Source organism: Celeribacter litoreus (assembly GCF_020165855.1).
GTDB classification, from domain to species: domain Bacteria; phylum Pseudomonadota; class Alphaproteobacteria; order Rhodobacterales; family Rhodobacteraceae; genus Celeribacter; species Celeribacter litoreus.
In genome coordinates this window covers 746,404-762,926 of the sequence record NZ_JAIUFY010000005.1, presented here as the reverse complement: position 1 = coordinate 762,926, position 16,523 = coordinate 746,404, and the positions used below count along the sequence as shown (strand labels likewise).

General features: G+C 58.6%; 17 protein-coding genes. 8 read left to right on the top strand and 9 right to left on the bottom strand.

Features of this window, described 5'->3' with window-relative positions; translation table 11 throughout:
• Positions 1–313: 313 nt before the first annotated feature.
• Entirely contained in the window at positions 314–736 is a 423-nt protein-coding gene (locus LA304_RS05765; protein ID WP_224502487.1) for a DUF983 domain-containing protein, read from the top strand.
• On the opposite strand, the gene LA304_RS05760 is transcribed toward LA304_RS05765, so the two are convergent.
• Complete coding sequence (locus LA304_RS05760) at positions 731–1,192, bottom strand: GNAT family N-acetyltransferase (protein ID WP_224502158.1); 462 nt, start codon at positions 1,190–1,192, stop codon at positions 731–733. The genes LA304_RS05765 and LA304_RS05760 overlap by 6 nt on opposite strands.
• A 165-nt stretch (positions 1,193–1,357) precedes the next feature.
• A complete protein-coding gene (gene ppk2, locus LA304_RS05755) occupies positions 1,358–2,362 on the bottom strand; it encodes a polyphosphate kinase 2 (protein WP_224502157.1) in 1,005 nt (334 codons plus the stop codon).
• A gap of 194 nt (positions 2,363–2,556) precedes the next feature.
• Between ppk2 and parE the strand changes: the two genes are divergently transcribed.
• The 3 genes from parE to LA304_RS05740 all read left to right on the top strand — a co-directional run bounded on the left by parE (position 2,557) and on the right by LA304_RS05740 (position 5,923).
• The gene (parE, locus tag LA304_RS05750; RefSeq protein ID WP_224502156.1) at positions 2,557–4,512 is read left to right on the top strand and encodes a DNA topoisomerase IV subunit B; all 1,956 of its coding nucleotides are present in this window, start codon (positions 2,557–2,559) and stop codon (positions 4,510–4,512) included.
• A 99-nt stretch (positions 4,513–4,611) separates the two neighbouring features.
• Positions 4,612–5,346, top strand: a complete 735-nt coding sequence (locus LA304_RS05745) for an abortive infection family protein (RefSeq protein ID WP_224502155.1) — start codon at positions 4,612–4,614, stop codon at positions 5,344–5,346.
• Between the two features lie 139 nt (positions 5,347–5,485).
• On the top strand, positions 5,486–5,923 hold the full coding sequence (locus LA304_RS05740; protein WP_224502154.1) for a hypothetical protein: 438 nt from the start codon (positions 5,486–5,488) through the stop codon (positions 5,921–5,923).
• 69 nt (positions 5,924–5,992) lie between these two features.
• Here the strand turns inward: LA304_RS05740 and LA304_RS05735 are convergent, their stop codons facing one another.
• From LA304_RS05735 to LA304_RS05725, 3 genes are all read right to left on the bottom strand, one after another.
• Positions 5,993–6,673: an ABC transporter ATP-binding protein gene (locus LA304_RS05735; protein ID WP_224502153.1), complete on the bottom strand. Its 681-nt coding sequence runs from the start codon at positions 6,671–6,673 to the stop codon at positions 5,993–5,995.
• On the bottom strand, positions 6,666–7,961 hold the full coding sequence (locus LA304_RS05730; protein WP_224502152.1) for a lipoprotein-releasing ABC transporter permease subunit: 1,296 nt from the start codon (positions 7,959–7,961) through the stop codon (positions 6,666–6,668). The genes LA304_RS05735 and LA304_RS05730 overlap by 8 nt, the downstream gene beginning before the upstream one ends.
• Before the next feature lie 101 nt (positions 7,962–8,062).
• Positions 8,063–8,569, bottom strand: coding sequence for a DUF2937 family protein (locus LA304_RS05725; protein WP_224502151.1), 507 nt, complete (start codon positions 8,567–8,569; stop codon positions 8,063–8,065).
• 240 nt (positions 8,570–8,809) lie between these two features.
• Between LA304_RS05725 and LA304_RS05720 the strand changes: the two genes are divergently transcribed.
• A complete protein-coding gene (locus tag LA304_RS05720; protein WP_224502150.1) occupies positions 8,810–9,325 on the top strand; it encodes a fasciclin domain-containing protein in 516 nt (171 codons plus the stop codon).
• Between the two features lie 76 nt (positions 9,326–9,401).
• On the opposite strand, the gene proS is transcribed toward LA304_RS05720, so the two are convergent.
• Positions 9,402–10,739 carry a proline--tRNA ligase gene (gene proS, locus LA304_RS05715; protein WP_224502149.1) on the bottom strand — a complete coding sequence of 446 codons (1,338 nt, stop codon included), beginning with the start codon at positions 10,737–10,739 and terminating at the stop codon, positions 9,402–9,404.
• A 243-nt stretch (positions 10,740–10,982) separates the two neighbouring features.
• Between proS and LA304_RS05710 the strand changes: the two genes are divergently transcribed.
• From LA304_RS05710 to LA304_RS05700, 3 genes are all read left to right on the top strand, one after another.
• The gene (locus tag LA304_RS05710) at positions 10,983–12,080 is read left to right on the top strand and encodes an AI-2E family transporter (RefSeq protein ID WP_224502148.1); all 1,098 of its coding nucleotides are present in this window, start codon (positions 10,983–10,985) and stop codon (positions 12,078–12,080) included.
• A gap of 3 nt (positions 12,081–12,083) precedes the next feature.
• Positions 12,084–12,767: a P-loop NTPase family protein gene (locus LA304_RS05705; protein WP_224502147.1), complete on the top strand. Its 684-nt coding sequence runs from the start codon at positions 12,084–12,086 to the stop codon at positions 12,765–12,767.
• A gap of 98 nt (positions 12,768–12,865) precedes the next feature.
• On the top strand, positions 12,866–14,425 hold the full coding sequence (locus tag LA304_RS05700) for a Ppx/GppA family phosphatase (RefSeq protein WP_224502146.1): 1,560 nt from the start codon (positions 12,866–12,868) through the stop codon (positions 14,423–14,425).
• Here LA304_RS05700 and LA304_RS05695 read toward each other — a convergent pair.
• From LA304_RS05695 to LA304_RS05685, 3 genes are read right to left on the bottom strand one after another with little or no spacing between them, the layout of a single operon-like run.
• On the bottom strand, positions 14,422–14,715 hold the full coding sequence (locus tag LA304_RS05695; protein ID WP_224502145.1) for an AAA+ family ATPase: 294 nt from the start codon (positions 14,713–14,715) through the stop codon (positions 14,422–14,424). The genes LA304_RS05700 and LA304_RS05695 overlap by 4 nt on opposite strands.
• 31 nt (positions 14,716–14,746) lie before the next feature.
• Positions 14,747–15,793 (bottom strand): endonuclease/exonuclease/phosphatase family protein, encoded by a 1,047-nt coding sequence (locus tag LA304_RS05690; RefSeq protein WP_224502486.1) that lies wholly within the window; start codon positions 15,791–15,793, stop codon positions 14,747–14,749.
• A complete protein-coding gene (locus LA304_RS05685) occupies positions 15,793–16,476 on the bottom strand; it encodes a molecular chaperone DjiA (RefSeq protein WP_224502144.1) in 684 nt (227 codons plus the stop codon). Before LA304_RS05685 ends, LA304_RS05690 begins: the two co-directional genes overlap by 1 nt.
• Positions 16,477–16,523 lie beyond the last annotated feature (47 nt).

Below are 16,523 nucleotides of genomic sequence, written 5' to 3'. Positions count from 1 at the left end.
TTGCGCGGGCTCCGTAAACCCCGTGTCCCGCGCTTTGATACTCTACAAACGGACGGCAGCCGGATTTCCGTCGCTGGCTGTCATGAAAAATGTTCTGAACCGGTCACATGTTGTTCACGCTCTTGGCATCTACGGCGGAAATCGTCATAAGAGGCCGGAACGCTCCGGGAGGGTGGAGCGAAGGGGAACAGCTTGCAATTCGCGACATCGCGCCGCAAAGACAAACGCAGTGCAATGTTGGATGCTATGGGAGCATTTCAGCAACCGGGCGCATTCGAGAGGCAACACAGACATGACTGACATGAGCACTGCCATGATTGATCACGCATCAAGCCACACGACATCGCTCCCCGATGAGCTTCCCGAACGCGAATTGCGTCCGGCGCTGATGCGCGGGTGGAAGCGGCGCTGCCCGTCTTGCGGAGGTGGCCCAATGCTCAAGGGCTATCTCAAAGTGCGCGACGCCTGCCCTGTGTGCAGCGAGCCTCTCTATCACCATCGTGCAGATGACGGTCCGGCCTATCTGACGATCCTGATCGTGGGGCACTTGATGGCACCGATGCTCGGGTGGGTGTTTATGGAGTTCCGTCCGGACCCGCTCGTGCTCATCGCCATTTTCGCCACAGGCTGCGTCGCCCTGTCGCTTTATCTCCTTCCGAGATTGAAGGGCATGATTGTCGCCTTCCAGTGGGCCAAACGGATGCATGGCTTTTCAGGCGAAGCAGACGCGTCATAGCGCCTTCGAGTAATGCACCCGTGAATACCCGTCGCTTTCACCGCGATGGGTCTCTGTATAGCCGAGCTTCGGATACATCACTTGCGGCCCCGTCATGACGGCGTTCGTGTAGACCTTCATCTCACCGGCCTTAGCCTGACGCGCTTGATGCTCAGCCTCAGTCACGAGACGTGTCGCAACACCGCGACCACGCGCGGCCTCTGAAACAGCCAGAACATCGAGCATCGCGGCTCCGTCCTCTTCGAAATAGATGTAGACGATGCCAAGCAATGTCTGATCGTCCATGCAGAGGGTCACACGCCCCGTCTCAATCAGCTGCATATAATCATAGAAAACCGGCGCAGGCGGCTTGCCTATCAAGGGCGTGTAGATCGCAAACGCATCGCGAACCAACGCCGAAACGGCGTCGGCATCCTTCGGGCCTGCTGAGCGAATGGTGATTGAGATATCAGTCATGGGAGGGAACTTAGCGAAAAGTTCGCCGCTTGGCACAGAAACATGTCCGCATAGCGCCTATGCGTTGGATCGCGTCCAACACGCTCAAAATGGATAAGACCGGCCCAGCCGCCCCCCGGCCGGTCCGGTCTATCCCTATGCACGCTTCAGGGACTTGAAACGTGCTTAGTTGCCGTTCCTGCCCCGACGTGTATCGGGATGCAGGGACGTGGCGAGAATATGCTCGGACTTGTGAACCACATGTCCGGCGTGACCGACGATGAGCGGATCCGGCTCTCCGATAAGTTCAACGTCCTTATCGGGGTAATCAATCGTCGACAGGAAATGGCGCATACAGTTGATCCGAGCGCGTTTCTTGTCGTTCGATTTGATGATCGTCCACGGGGCGTCGGCCGTGTCTGTGTAGAAGAACATTGCCTCTTTCGCCTCGGTGTAGTCGTCCCACTTGTCGAGGGACGCTTTGTCGATCGGAGAGAGCTTCCACTGTTTGAGCGGATCGGTCTCACGCGCAGAGAAACGGCGTTGTTGTTCGGCCTGCGTCACGGAGAACCAGTATTTGTAAAGGCGCGTGCCGGAACGGGTCAGCATCCGTTCGAATTCCGGCGTCTGGCGCATGAATTCGAGATATTCGTTTGGTGTGCAGAAGCCCATCACGCGCTCAACGCCCGCGCGGTTGTACCAGGACCGGTCATAGAGCACGAATTCACCGCTGGTGGGGAGATGCTCGACATAGCGCTGGAAGAACCACTGCCCCTTTTCACGCTCAGAAGGTTTATTCAGAGCAACCACTCGGGCGTGACGCGGATTGAGATGCTCCATGAAACGCTTGATTGTGCCGCCCTTACCCGCTGCATCACGGCCTTCAAACAGAAGCACAAACTTCTCACCCGTTTGCTGCGCCCAAAGCTGCGCCTTCAGCAATTCCGCCTGAAGCGCCACCTTTGTGGCCTCATACTCGGTCCGCGTCATCTTTTTGCGGTAGGGATATTTCCCCGTCTCGAACGCCGCACGGATTTTGTCCGGCGTCACAGTCGGAAAGCGGCGCGGTCCGGGCTGCGCCGCTTCATCCGCAGGCTGAACAGTCGTCACGGCGTCGTCCTTCACGGCCTCGGCGGGCTTGATCTCATGGACAGAGGCGGATTGGGCGGCGGGCTTTGCAGGCGTCGTCATACAGGCATATCTCCAGATTTGGCAGGAACAGCGTTTTCGCTGCTGTCATATCCCTGTTACACGAAACCCGCGTCTCGGGCCTTGATCTGACGCAAGCTTTTCGCACGCCGTCGCACAACAGCTTGCGCCTTATCCCTCCGGATGGTCTAATCCTTGACCAACTCCACAACCACAAGAATCGAGCGCGAGTTTTCATGTCTGACGATCTTCTCGGCGGCCAAGATCCGGCCTACGACGCCTCCTCCATCGAAGTCCTCGAAGGCCTCGAACCTGTCCGCAAACGTCCGGGCATGTATATCGGCGGCACGGACGAGCGCGCGCTCCACCACCTCGTGGCAGAGATCCTCGACAACTCCATGGACGAGGCCGTCGCAGGCCACGCCAACCGGATCGAACTCACGCTCCACGCGGACTACTCCGTCACCGTCACCGACAACGGTCGCGGCATCCCCGTCGATCCGCACCCGAAGTTTCCGGACAAATCCGCGCTCGAAGTCATCCTCTGCACCCTCCACGCGGGCGGCAAGTTCTCTGGCAAGGCGTACCAAACCTCCGGCGGCCTCCACGGTGTTGGCTCCTCCGTCGTGAACGCGCTCTCCGACCTGATGGTCGTGCAGGTCGCGAAGAACAAGGAACTGTTCGAGCAACGCTTCTCCCGTGGCATTCCCGAAGGCCCCGTCGAGAAAATCGGCGCGGCGCCCAACCGTCGCGGCACCTCCGTCAAATTCCACGCGGACGAAGAAATCTTTGGCAAACACCGGTTCAAACCAAAGCGCCTCTTCACCCTCGCCCGCTCCAAAGCCTACCTCTTCTCCGGCGTCGAAATCCGCTGGAAATCCGAGATCGACGATGGCGAGACCCCGACAGAGGCCACCTTCCACTTCCCTGGCGGCCTCGCTGACTACCTGTCGGAAACGCTCGGCGCCGTCTCCACCTATGCCGACCGCCCCTTCGCGGGCACCGTCGAGTTCCAGCCGCGCTTTGGCGTGCCGGGCAAGGTCGAATGGGCCATCAACTGGACCCCGTCCCGCGATGGTTTCATCCAGTCCTACTGTAACACCGTCCCCACGCCGGAGGGCGGCACCCATGAAACCGGCTTCTGGGCCGCAATCCTCAAAGGCATCCGCGCCTATGGCGAGCTTGTGGGCAACCGCAAAGCCAAGGACATCACCCGTGACGACCTGATCACGGGCGGCTGCGCGCTTGTCTCCTGCTTCATCTCCGACCCCGAATTCGTCGGCCAGACCAAAGACCGCCTCGCGACCACAGAGGCCGCCCGCCTCGTCGAGAACTCTGTGCGCGACCACTTTGACAACTGGCTCGCCGCAGACACCAAATCCGCCGGCGCGATCCTCGACTTCCTCGTGCTCCGTGCCGAGGAACGGATGCGCCGCCGTCAGGAAAAAGAGACGCAGCGTAAATCCGCGACCAAGAAACTCCGCCTGCCGGGCAAACTCACCGACTGTTCGTCCAAGGACCGCACAGACACCGAGCTGTTCATCGTGGAGGGCGACTCCGCTGGTGGCTCCGCCAAAGGCGCGCGCAAACGCGAGACGCAGGCCCTCCTGCCGCTCAAGGGGAAAATCCTCAACGTGCTCGGCGCGGCGTCGAACAAACTGACCTCGAACCAGGAAATCAGCGACCTGTGCGAAGCGCTCGGCGTCGGCATGGGCACGAAGTTCAACGTCGAAGACCTCCGCTACGAACGCATCATCATCATGACCGACGCGGACGTGGACGGGGCGCACATCGCGTCGCTGCTGATGACCTTCTTCTACACCCAGATGCGCCCGCTTATCGACCAAGGCCACCTCTACCTCGCCTGCCCGCCCCTCTACCGCCTGACCCAAGGCGCGAAACGGGTATACTGCCTCGATGAGGCAGAGCGGGACTACTGGCTCGACAAGGGTCTCGGTGGCAAGGGCAAGATCGACGTGAGCCGCTTTAAAGGTCTCGGCGAGATGGACGCGAAGGATTTGAAAGAAACGACGATGGACCCGAAAACACGGAAATTGATCCGCGTGACCATCGACGAAGACGAACCCGGCGAAACCGCCGACCTCGTGGAACGCCTGATGGGCAAAAAGCCGGAACTGCGGTTCCAGTATATTCAGGCGAACGCGAAGTTTGTTGAGGAATTGGATGTGTGATTAGGGGTCTCGAAAGTCTTACTTTCGAGAAGTGGATTCATGAGAAGATATAAGTCTCTTTCGAATTCAAAGAGAGCGCGTATTGAAAAGCCTCTTAACATGGAAAAAGGATATGTGCTCGATTTCAGCAATCGCACAATTGAGGAATTTTTTGAAAAAGAATTCCAGATTGAATTTTATGATCCTCGTTTCAATGGAGGCGGCACCTCAAAAGCTAAAATACTTCGAGAGATTCTCGATACTGCGCCCCTCGCAATCACTGGACAAATTCTAAGGAAATTGTGGGACTATCGCGATACTCTTGATACAATTTACAAAGGCTGTGATCCAGATGAGGAAAAAACTCTGCGCGACAACTACTTTTCCGCCATCGCCGAGCTAGAGGGAGAAGAGGTGAGTGCTGACTTAGAAGCATTCACATTGCATTCAATAAGCGATGAAACGCTCGGCACCCTTCTCGAGGCTATTCAACGAGACATTCGCGACGACAAATATCCAGAAGCTATGGACCGCGTGCATACCTACTGCGTCAAGAAGTTTAGATTCCTCCTGCAAGAACATGGCGAAAAATCGGAAAAGTCGGAGCCACTGCATAGCCTCGTCGGAAAATACTCGAAAGTACTGGAAAAGAATAACAGTGCTGAGGAAATATCGCTTCAAATCCTGAGAATGAATATTTGCGTATTTCAAAAATTTAATAGCGTCAGAAACGACAAATCTCTCGCACATGACAACCATGCATTACTCGACGCAAGTAATGCTAGGTTCGTTTTTGATACAATATCTGCGGTTCTACGCTTCATTAAGTCTATTGACTCCAACTATGGCAGCTAATTTCGCGCTATCGGTTTACATAAATATCCAAGGCTCAATCAAAATCCCCCTCGGCACCCTTCCGCCCATCCCGAAAACGTGCGGAACACTTCCCTCTCCCCATCCGTTATTGTGTTGAAAACAGAAACGGAGGCAGATCATGTCACGCTTTACGAAACCGGCTCTTGTCGCCCTTATGGCCCTGACGGCCACGCCTGCACTGGCGAATAACGGGAATGGCAATGGCAACGGGAATGGCCATAAGGACAAGGGACCGAAGGTTCACCAGACCACGAACGTCTATGTCCCGCCGGGATGCACGCTTCCGCCGGGGATTCAGAAACAGATCGACTCGGGCAAGCGCACCTCGCTTCCGCCGGGGATTGAGAAGAACTGTGAACAAGGCAAAGGTTTTGCCAAGGGCGACGAGCTGCCTGAGGGCTATGTCATCATTGACGACTGGGTGCGCTACGGTCTCGATGCCCCGGATGACTACCGCTACGCTGTCTCGGGTGACACGCTCTACAAAATCGCCCGCGACGCGGCCATTGTGATCACCGTCGTCGGGATCGCCAACAACATCATGGCTGGCTACTGATCTCTGATCATCGGGTAGCTCTGAAAATTCGGGCGTGCGGTTACCCCGCGCGCCCTTTTTCTACTCCGCTTAGGTCGGGATCAGGCGACCTTCGTCAAGGCGGACAACGCGATCCATCTTGGACGCAAGCTCCATGTTGTGCGTCGCGATGAGCGCGGACAGCCCCTCCTCCCGCACGATCTCCATCAACACGTCAAACACACGGTCCGAGGTCGTCGGGTCGAGGTTGCCCGTAGGTTCGTCCGCGAGCAGCACGCCCGGCCTGTTGGCCAGAGCACGGCAGAAGGCGACACGCTGTTGCTCGCCCCCCGAGAGCGCGGCGGGACGGTGCGTGGCGCGGTCGGTGAGGCCGACTTTGTCGAGGAGGTAGAGCGCGCGCTCCTTCGCCTCCCGCTCCGGCGTCGCGTTGGCGAGTTGGGGCAGGACAATGTTGTCGAGCGCGGTGAACTCCGGCAGCAGGTGGTGGAACTGGTAGATAAAGCCGACCCCCGCCCGCCGCATCGCCGTGCGCGCGCGGTCGCCTTCGGTCGCCATTTCCTGACCTGCGATCTGCACGGAGCCCGCGTCCGGCTGATCCAGCAGACCCGCGATGTGCAAGAGCGTGGATTTCCCCGCACCGGACGGCGCAATGAGGCCCACGACCTCGCCACGGGCCAGCGTCAGATCAGCGCCGCGCAGGACTTTGATCTCGTTCGGTTTGCCACGGTTGTAGACCTTCTCGACGCCGTCGAGGTGCAACATATTACTCATAGCGCAGCGCCTCCACAGGGTTCATCCGCGCCGCACGACGGGCGGGCAGGATCGTGACGATGAACGAGAGGCCGAGCGATAGCGACACGGCTTTCATAATGTCGGCCAAGCGCAATTCGGCGGGCAACTCATAGATGCCACGGATTTGCGGATCCCACGCCCCGCCACCGGTGAACCAGTTCACGGCCGCGAGGATTTGGTCGATGTAGATGGAGAAGAGCGAGCCGAGGATGACGCCCATCACGGTGCCTATGACCCCTGTGAGCGCGCCACAGATAAAGAAGACGCGCAATATGGAGGATTGCGTGAGGCCCACGGTGCGGAGGATGCCGATGTCGCGGCCCTTGTTTTTGACGAGCATGACGAGGCCCGACACGATGTTCATGGAGGCGACGAGCACGATCACGGAGAGGATCACGAACATGACGTTGTCCTCGATGTCGAGCGCGCGCAGGAACGCCCCCGATGCGTCCCGCCATGTCCAGATGAGGCCCCTGTCGCCGACGGCTTCCAGAAGCGGATAGCTCAACTCATCGACGCGGTCGGGATTGGCGACCATGACTTCGATCTCGTCCGCTGCGCCCTCGAGGTTAAAGAACCGCTGCGCCTCCGCAAACGGGAGGTAAGCACGAGTTCGGTCGATGTCATAGCGACCGGCGGAAAAGACATAGACCACGTCATAGGACGACACCCGAGGCGTGGTCCCGAAGGCAGTTTTGGCCCCGTCTGGCGAGATGAGTTTGATCTTGTCCCCAACCGAGACGCCAAGTTCGCGCGCGACGCCGGAACCAATCGCAATCCCATTGTTGAAGTTGGTGACATCGCCGTAGGCCGCATCCGGTGAGATCGCGACGCGCGGGATGGTCATCAGGTCCTCAAAGTCGATACCAAAGACCTCAACGCCAGCGTTGGTCCCACTGTAGGAGGCCATGACCTGTCGCCGCACGAGGGGCGCCGCGCGCGTCACCCCCGGCACGTCCGAGAGGCTTGCGGCCCACTCGTCGTAGTCCGTGATCGCGCGTGAGGTTTTGCCGTCCTCAGACATATAAACCGTTGAATAGACCGTCACATGCGCGTTGGCGCCGAGGATGGTCGAAACGAATTCGTTGCGGAAGCCCGTCCGCACAGCCAGCGTGATGATGAGCGCCGCCACCGCCAGCGTGATCCCGACGAGCGAAATCCACGTCATCACAGAGACCCCACCCTCCTCGCGCCGCGCGCGCAGATAGGCAAAGGCGATTTTCCACTCGAAGCGGGAAAAAGGCTTGGTCGTTTTTGCCGCGTCCAACTGGCTGCTCCCTCAAGGATTTGCCAGACCATCTATGTTGCTTTGAGAAACGTCAAGCGCGCGGCCACGTCGTCGCCATGCACATCGCATCACGACTGTGTTCAGAAGGTGAGGCCCGCCTTCTGTTTGCGGCGCCTGAATGGCCAGGCCAGGAGGGCGAAGAGCCCGATCACGACACCATATCCGCCAATATACCCCGCGAAGGCCGAAATGCCGCCTGCGACCGAGAGCGGGAGCGCCGGGATGAAATCGTCATAGGTTGCTTGTGCCAAGGCGGTATCGGCGACGCGATGCGGCATGACCAGGCGTTCAAGCGGGCTCGCGCTTCGCAGGGCCGTGAGGTCTTCTGTCAACCGATCATAGCGCGCGATTGTCTCGCGCATGTCACGCCGTCTGTTTTCAAGAAACACGGAGCCGCCCATGGACGCCAGGGCTTCGTCGCGGGTCATATCTGCGCGCCTCGCCGAGGCATCAAAATCCTCGATAACCGTTTCGAGCGCCTCAACCTGACCGCTGAGACGTTGGGTGTATTGCTGGGTAAACTCTGGGAACTGGGAAACAACAGCGGCCCCCAACAGGCCACCTACAAGGGTGAGAACTCTCAACATTGCTGCCTCTTTTCCGTCTGATGCGGACTTAACAGCTTCGACGCTAACAGGATTCGTGAGATGCCCCAAACAGAACGCAGAGGCATTTCCGGAGATGTGCGGGTTTTCGCCATTGATTTGGCACCCATACAGTCTCGCGTTTGAAATTTGTGCACTTCACGCGCATTCACACAGTCGTGAGGTGGAAATCCGAAATCAGGCGAGGCGCGTAATTGGGGTAATTCATCAGAGGAGGACACGATGAAATTCACGCTCAAAACCACCGCCGCCGCCGCTCTAGTTGCGCTGACTGCCACCGCCTCTCAGGCTGAGACTGTTGTGGATATCGCCGTCGCAGACGAGCGCTTCTCCACGCTTGTTGCCGCTGTGCAGGCAGCCGGTCTTGCCGAAGCGCTGGCTGGATCTGGTCCGTTCACCGTCTACGCCCCCGTCAACGATGCCTTCGCCGCGCTCCCCGAGGGCACAGTTGAGACCCTTTTGATGCCGGAGAACAAGGATCAGCTGACAAACATCCTGCTTTATCATGTCGATGACCGGAACCTGCCCGCATCCGACATCCCGATGGGGTCCAACTACTTCAAACCGATGTTGGAGAGCGAACGCCTCTGCATCACCAAGGGCGCTGATGGCGTCATGATTTCTGACGGATCAGGCGATATGGCAAATGTCATTATTGCGGATATCAAGGCAGACAACGGCGTGATCCATGTGATCGACAAAGTGCTCCTGCCCGGCGACCGCCCGAGCTGTCACTAAACCCGTCACCTCCCCCCAGTGACAAAAAGCCCCCGAACTGTTCTTCGGGGGCTTTCTTTGTTCAGTGTCGTGTCGATCAGAGAGACGTGTAGATTTTCGCGATCTTCTCAATTGCGAGTTCCGGCGACAACTCTTCGCTTTCGCCGGTCTTGCGGCAGGTGACTTCGACCACACCGTTTTTCAGGCCACGCGGGCCAACGGTGATGCGCCACGGCAGACCGATGAGGTCCATTGTCGCGAACTTGCCACCAGCGCGTTCGTTGCGATCGTCATAGAGCGGCTCGAGACCGAGCGCCTCAAAACTCTTGTATAGGCTCTCACAGGCTGCATCTGCTTCGTCGTCACCTTGTTTCAGGTTTACGATACCAACGTGGAACGGGGTGACCCCCTCCGGCCAGATGATGCCTTTGTCGTCGTGGCTTGCCTCAATGATCGCACCGAGCAGCCGCGACACACCGATACCGTGCGACCCCATGTGAACCGGCACAGGTTTGCCATCCGGCCCCTGCACGGTTGCGCCCATCGCCTCGGAGTATTTCGTGCCGAAGTAGAAAATCTGGCCAACTTCGATACCACGCGCAACGCGGCGACGCTCTTCCGGCACTTCGTTGAACACAGCTTCGTCATGCGTTTCGTCCGTGCGGGCGTAGCGGGAGGTGAATTCCTCAAGCACGGCTTGGCACTGTTCCACGGAATCGTAGTCGATCTCGCGGCTACCAAAGGTCAGATCCGTGATTTCGCTGTCGTAGAACACCTCGGATTCGCCTGTTTCGGCCAGCACGAGGAACTCGTGTGTGTCATCCCCGCCAATTGGACCGGAGTCCGCACGCATCGGGATAGCCTGAAGGCCCATCCGCTCGTAGGTGCGCAGATAGCTCACGAGGTGACGATTATAGGCGTGGAGCGCGTCTTCTTTCGTCAGATCGAAAGTGTAGCCGTCTTTCATAAAGAACTCGCGGCCACGCATCACGCCGAAACGCGGACGGATCTCGTCGCGGAATTTCCACTGGATCTGATAGAGCGTCAGCGGAAGGTCCTTGTAGGACTTCACGTAGGAACGGAAAACGTCGGTGAACAGCTCTTCGGCGGTCGGGCTGTAGAGCATGTCACGGCCGTGACGGTCGGTGATGCGCAGAAGTTCGTCACCATAGGCGTCGTAGCGACCGCTTTCTTTCCAGAGGTCCGAGGACTGGATCGTCGGCATCAAGAGCGGGATGTGGCCTGCGCGCTGCTGTTCCTCGTGCACGATCTGCTCGATCTTTTTAAGCACTTTGAAGCCCAGAGGAAGCCACGAATAGATGCCCGCGGACTGCTGGCGGATCATCCCCGCGCGCAGCATGAGCCGGTGCGACACGATCTGTGCCTCGGCGGGTGTTTCTTTCAGAACCGGCAGGAAGTAGCGCGACAAACGCATGAGCAAAGCCCTCGACTGATCTTTTGTTTCGAACGGTCTATGCCATCGCACAGGCCCAGACAAGCCGCAGCACCCGCAAAACAGGCCATGGTCTACATACCGCAAATCATTTTGCTTTCACATGCGCCTTTCAGCAGGCTTTCGGACGCAGGATCAGGCTGCACAGGGCAGTTCCCCTTGAAACCCTCGCGCGCGCGGGCGATATGGAACAGAACGCAAAGCGATCAGCCCGGGGGAGACGGAATGGCGCTACCAGCCCGCGACCAAGTGAAATATTGGGGCGTCGCCACGGCGACCTTTCTCGGCTTTTTGTGGCTTATGGGGGATGTGATCCTCCCCTTCGTTCTCGCAATGGCGGTGGCCTACATGCTCGACCCGGTTGCGGACCGGTTGGAAAGCTGGGGGCTGAGCCGTATCGCCGCGACCGTGGTGATCACCGGCGTGGCGGTCATCCTGTTCATACTCACCGCGCTGCTCGTCATTCCGACGTTGATCAAACAGGCAACGGACCTCGTCAATGTGGCGCCAGAGCTGTTCAGTAATCTTCAAGCCTTCCTGACCGAGCGGTTTCCGGTCCTTCTGGATTCCAATAGCCAGTTGCGCCAAACGCTCGCGCAGATCGGTGAGACCGTCCAATCGAAGGGCGGCGAATTGCTCTCTGGCGCACTGGCCTCTGCTCTCAGCGTGTTCAACGTGCTGATGCTCTTGGTGCTCGTTCCTGTCATCACCTTCTACTTGCTGATGGACTGGGATCGTATGACAGCGAAAATTGACGGGCTTTTGCCGCGTGACCATGCGCCCGCGATCCGTCGCCTCGCAGGCGACATCGACCGCACCCTCGCCTCCTTCATCCGCGGACAGGGCACGGTCTGCCTCATCCTCGGCGCGTTCTACGCGACCGCCCTAATGCTCGTCGGGTTGAAGTTCGGCCTCGTGGCCGGTGCGATTGCCGGCGCTCTGACCTTTATCCCCTACGTGGGGGCCATTGTCGGCGGCCTGCTGTCCATCGGCCTCGCGCTCTTCCAATTCTGGGGCGAATGGCAGTGGATCGCCGCAGTCGTTGCGATCTTCGCGGTCGGGCAATTCTTTGAAGGCAATATCCTGACGCCGAACCTCGTCGGCTCGTCCATCGGCCTGCATCCTGTCTGGCTCATCTTCGCCCTCTCTGCGTTTGGCACAATGTTCGGATTTGTCGGGATGCTTGTGGCTGTTCCGGTCGCTGCGGCACTCGGTGTGATTGCGCGCTTCGCCCTCGACCAATATAGAGACAGCCGACTCTATAGGGGGCTCTCGGGCCAACTCGTCTCGCCCGAAAAAGACCAAGACAACGACGCGACCTGACTTATGGCCAAACAACTCATCTTTGACCTGCCCACGCGCGAAGCACTGGGCCGCGATGCTTTCTTCGTGTCTCCCTCCAATGCCGTGGCGCTTGCGACCCTCGACATGGCGGACACTTGGCCGTCTGGCAAATTGGCACTTGTTGGTCCGTCTGGCGCAGGCAAGACACACATGGCCCATGTTTGGGCGGCTGAGCGCAAGGCCGTGATCGTCAACGCGTCTGATCTGCCGAACGCCGATATTCCCGAACTCGCCAGCCATCGCGCGGTCGTCGTCGAAGACGCTGATCAACTAGACGGCACGCCCAATCAACGGCCCGCAGAAGAAGCCCTGTTCCACCTTCACAATCTGACGCTCGCGGAGGGGGGCCGCCTCCTCGTGACCGCGCGGCGTGCGCCAAACCATTGGAGCCTGACCCTCCCTGATCTCGCCTCACGGATGCAAGGGACGACTGTCGCCAAAATCGACGCGCCGGATGACTCTCTGCTCGCCGCGATGCTCGTGAAACAATTTCAGGATCGTCAGATCGCTGTGCCTGCAACCCTTATTCCCTGGCTCGTCAAACGCATGGAACGCTCCGCCTCCGCTGCGCGTTCGATTGTAGACAAACTTGATAAGGAAGCGCTGCGGAGTGCAAAGCCTGTGTCCCGCACACTGGCGGCCCAACTCCTTGAAGCTGAGGAATAAATCGGAAACCTACGGATCGCGAACAGCAAAAGCGCGATTGACGCCGCTGGCACGCTTTGGCAGTGTCAGCGTTGAAGAGGGGATGCGACTTGCCAGACATGTCTGACGTCACGCCGGCAGATTTGCCGCACGAAGATTGGGGTGTTTTCGGACGCCCTCTGTTTCTCGATGAAGAAGCCCGCGCACTGTCGCGGGTTGGCGTCGTGGACGTCGGGTCGAACTCTGTGCGCCTCGTCATTTTCGACGGCGCAGCGCGCAGCCCCGCCTATTTCTACAACGAAAAGATCATGTGCGGCCTCGGCGCCGGTCTGCGTGAAACAGGTCGCCTCAACCCTGAAGGCAAGATCCGCGCCATGTCCGCGATCAAGCGGTTTCAGAAACTGGCGAACGGGATGGGCATTCCGCCCCTGACCGCCGTTGCAACTGCTGCCATGCGGGAGGCCGAAGACGGGCCGGAGTTCCGCGAGGAGATTGAACGCGAGACGGGTCTCAACCTCTGGGTCATTGACGGAGAGGAAGAGGCGCGTTTGTCCGCGCAAGGTGTTCTGCTCGGCTGGCCCGAGGCAGACGGCCTCGTCTGTGACATTGGCGGCTCCTCTATGGAGCTTGCCGTCGTGTCGAACGGACAGGTCGGCAAACGCATCACTTCCCCGCTCGGCCCGCTCAAACTTCAGGGGATCAAAGGTGGTCGCAAAGGCCTCAAAGAGCACATTGCACCGATCATGGAAGAACTTGTCCAAACGATGGGCAGGACGCATAAGCGTATCTATCTGGTCGGTGGCTCATGGCGTGCGATTGCACGGATCGACATGGAACGACGGAACTATCCGCTCCATGTTCTCCATGAATACCGGATGTCGAGCCGCGCAGTAACCGATACGATCAAATTCATTCGCAAGAGCGATATGACCGAGTTGCGTGCAAAGACAGGCACGTCCTCTGCGCGTATGAGCCTCGTTCCGATCGCCTCCGAGGTGCTGCGCCAACTCGTGCGGAATTTCCACCCCAAAGAAATCTGTGTCTCCTCCTACGGCATCCGCGAAGGCATGCTCTACGAACAGATGCCGGACTCGATCAGGCAGCGCGACCCCTTGATCGAAGCCTGCCGCTTCTCCGAGCGCAAAGACGCGCGCATGCCGGGGTTCGGCCGCAACCTGCATGACTTCATCGCGCCGATCTTTCGGGCGCGTCACTACGAGAAAATGCGCCTCATCCGCGCCGCCTGTCTGCTTCATGACGTGACATGGCGCGCGCACCCTGACTATCGGGCCGAGGTCTGTTTTGACAACGCCACACGCGCGAACCTCGGTGGCCTCACCCACAACGAACGCATCTTCCTCGGGGTTGCTCTGCTCCACCGCTACAAGAACTCCCGCGAAAACACGCCGTTCAGCGATCTCATCGCGATGCTCTCGGATAAAGAGGTTCTGGAAGCAGAAGTTCTCGGGAAAGCGATGCGGTTCGGTGCTATGTTTACTGTCGCTCGTCCGCAAGATGTCGCGAAACTCGACTATTTCCCGAAGAAGAAGCTGCTCCGCCTTATGCTAGAGCCGGACGCAGAGGATCTTTTCGGCGAAGTGACAGAAGCACGTTTCAATTCGCTGGCCGCAAGCCTTGGTGCAGAGACCGAAGTCAAACTGCGTCGGAAACGGTCCTAAAGGTCGATTGCGTCCTCATCCTCAACCGGCGGCGGCGTATACTCCGGCGCATCGGGTTTGCGCCGGATGAGGATGTCACCATTCGGCAAAATGACGGGCGGCTCATAGGAATTGAGATCGACCATCAACCCCTGCAAATCTTCGAGCAGCGGCGACAGGTCGTCCATCAGGTCTTCAAGAAGCAACCGCCCCCCTTCCTGTAGCAAGTCCCAGCCATCCGGTTTCTCGGACGACTCCTGTGCCCAAAGGGGCGTGGCGACGAGGCTGGCGATGAGAGCGATATGTTTCATGCCCTCAATATAGGACACCGCAGACTACAATTCATCCCGGCAGCTCGAGATCAATCGACACAGGGAAATGATCTGATGCCACGAGCAAGGCGCGCTGCAACTCCGGCGTCTTGAAGCAAACCGGATCATCAAACGGGTGCCAGATGCGCCATTTCGCGTTAGGCCGAATTTCCGGCGAGACCATCACATAGTCCAGCAATGCGGAGAGATAGCGCTTGTCCTCTTCAATATAAAAACGCGCACTGGTCGGGCCCTGATTTCCGCGACGACAGAGCGCCTCTGCCGCATGGGGATCATAGAGACGCATCTCGGAAGGCACATCGGGATCTTCCCGTCCGAGAACGATTTCCACTCCCGAGCGCCCGAACAAATGCTCATATTCATCAAGGCCTGGACCATCGTTGAAATCGCCGAGCACGATGATCGGCTCTGCCTCCCGTAGATGCCCCTCTACCCGCTCACGCAACCAGATACACTGGGCGAGCTGTTTACGGCGGTTCTCAATGGAGATGCGGATGACATCATCGCGGGATCGGGCTCCGTGTGGGGCCTTGGATTTTACATGCACACCGATCATCCGGAATGCGAACCCTGTCTCGCGCACTTCCATCGCCAACTCCAAAGGCGGCTTCGAAAACCGCACCTCTTCGCGATCGCGGTCTGTGTCGAGATCGAGCCGATAAATGGAATTGAACGCAGGGGCCTCGAACTGATCGCCAAGATCAGCAGGCGCGCCGATCGGGTCGTGATGCGCGCTCAGCACAAGAGGATCATAAAGGAGCGCAATCTCTTGCTGCGTCTCGTTGATGAAACCGATCTCCACAGCCATCGCCCTGAGACCAGCCCAATCCGCAAATTGCTCAAGAGCACGGACAGTGTCGCGTCGGCGATTGGTGTCCGGCGCTTCAATGATCATGATGGCGTCGGCGTCCAGCGCGTTAAACACGATGCCAAGCGCCTCCAGTTGCATCTCGCGCGTGACATTGTGGCGGGCGGACCATTGGTCGTCTGCTTGAGGGCGTCCCACATTGTCGAACAGATTATCGAACCACTCGACATTATAGGTCGCGATGCGGATCACGGGACCCGCTCCGCTTCGATCTCTTCCCACGCGGCATTGATCTCTACCAGTCGATCAGAGGCGAGCTGCACGGCCTCTTCGGGCACACCGCGCGCAATCATGCGATCCGGATGCGTTTCACGCACGAGAGCGCGATATGCAGATTTGATCTCATCGAATGACGCTGTCGGCTCAACGCCCAACACATCATATGGGTCTTTCACCGCGTCCGGCACATAGCGTGCGCGCATCGCCCGAAATGCGCGCGGGTTCACATCAAAAATTTCGGCGACGCGCGTCAGGTATGCATCTTCGCCCGGATGATATTCCCCATCGGCCATTGCAATGTGAAAGAGCCCGTCCATGAGATCCATGAGCGGACGGCATTCATCGCCATACATCTTTTTGACGCTCGTCGCGTAGTCCTCAAAACCAGCGACATCCTGACGGGCCAGATTAAAAACGCGCGCTGCCGCCGCCTCATCCTCCTTCGCGATCTTGAAGACCTCGCGGAATGCTGTCACCTCATCGCGCGTAACGAGGCCATCTGCTTTCGCCATCTTGGCGCCGAGGGCGATCACAGCAATGGCAAAACCAACCCGACGCTCGGGTTCGGACCGAAATTGGTCGAAGACCGTCGCAAGGCTTTCGCCTGCACGGAGCGCTTTGAGTGCCTCGAGTATTCTGGACCAAATCGACATAGGATCACTTTACCCGCTGCGCGCGCCGGTGTCAGGCGACAATTCCT

Excerpts from the sequence above, each read along its gene's own strand:
- LA304_RS05765 (WP_224502487.1), top strand. The coding sequence starts at position 314 with ATGATTGATCACGCATCAAGCCACACGACATCGCTCCCCGATGAGCTT.
- LA304_RS05760 (WP_224502158.1), bottom strand. The coding sequence starts at position 1,192 with ATGACTGATATCTCAATCACCATTCGCTCAGCAGGCCCGAAGGATGCC.
- ppk2 (WP_224502157.1), bottom strand. The coding sequence starts at position 2,362 with ATGACGACGCCTGCAAAGCCCGCCGCCCAATCCGCCTCTGTCCATGAG.
- parE (WP_224502156.1), top strand. The coding sequence starts at position 2,557 with ATGTCTGACGATCTTCTCGGCGGCCAAGATCCGGCCTACGACGCCTCC.
- LA304_RS05745 (WP_224502155.1), top strand. The coding sequence starts at position 4,612 with ATGGAAAAAGGATATGTGCTCGATTTCAGCAATCGCACAATTGAGGAA.
- LA304_RS05740 (WP_224502154.1), top strand. The coding sequence starts at position 5,486 with ATGTCACGCTTTACGAAACCGGCTCTTGTCGCCCTTATGGCCCTGACG.
- LA304_RS05735 (WP_224502153.1), bottom strand. The coding sequence starts at position 6,673 with ATGAGTAATATGTTGCACCTCGACGGCGTCGAGAAGGTCTACAACCGT.
- LA304_RS05725 (WP_224502151.1), bottom strand. The coding sequence starts at position 8,569 with ATGTTGAGAGTTCTCACCCTTGTAGGTGGCCTGTTGGGGGCCGCTGTT.
- LA304_RS05720 (WP_224502150.1), top strand. The coding sequence starts at position 8,810 with ATGAAATTCACGCTCAAAACCACCGCCGCCGCCGCTCTAGTTGCGCTG.
- proS (WP_224502149.1), bottom strand. The coding sequence starts at position 10,739 with ATGCGTTTGTCGCGCTACTTCCTGCCGGTTCTGAAAGAAACACCCGCC.
- LA304_RS05710 (WP_224502148.1), top strand. The coding sequence starts at position 10,983 with ATGGCGCTACCAGCCCGCGACCAAGTGAAATATTGGGGCGTCGCCACG.
- LA304_RS05705 (WP_224502147.1), top strand. The coding sequence starts at position 12,084 with ATGGCCAAACAACTCATCTTTGACCTGCCCACGCGCGAAGCACTGGGC.
- LA304_RS05700 (WP_224502146.1), top strand. The coding sequence starts at position 12,866 with ATGTCTGACGTCACGCCGGCAGATTTGCCGCACGAAGATTGGGGTGTT.
- LA304_RS05695 (WP_224502145.1), bottom strand. The coding sequence starts at position 14,715 with ATGAAACATATCGCTCTCATCGCCAGCCTCGTCGCCACGCCCCTTTGG.
- LA304_RS05685 (WP_224502144.1), bottom strand. The coding sequence starts at position 16,476 with ATGTCGATTTGGTCCAGAATACTCGAGGCACTCAAAGCGCTCCGTGCA.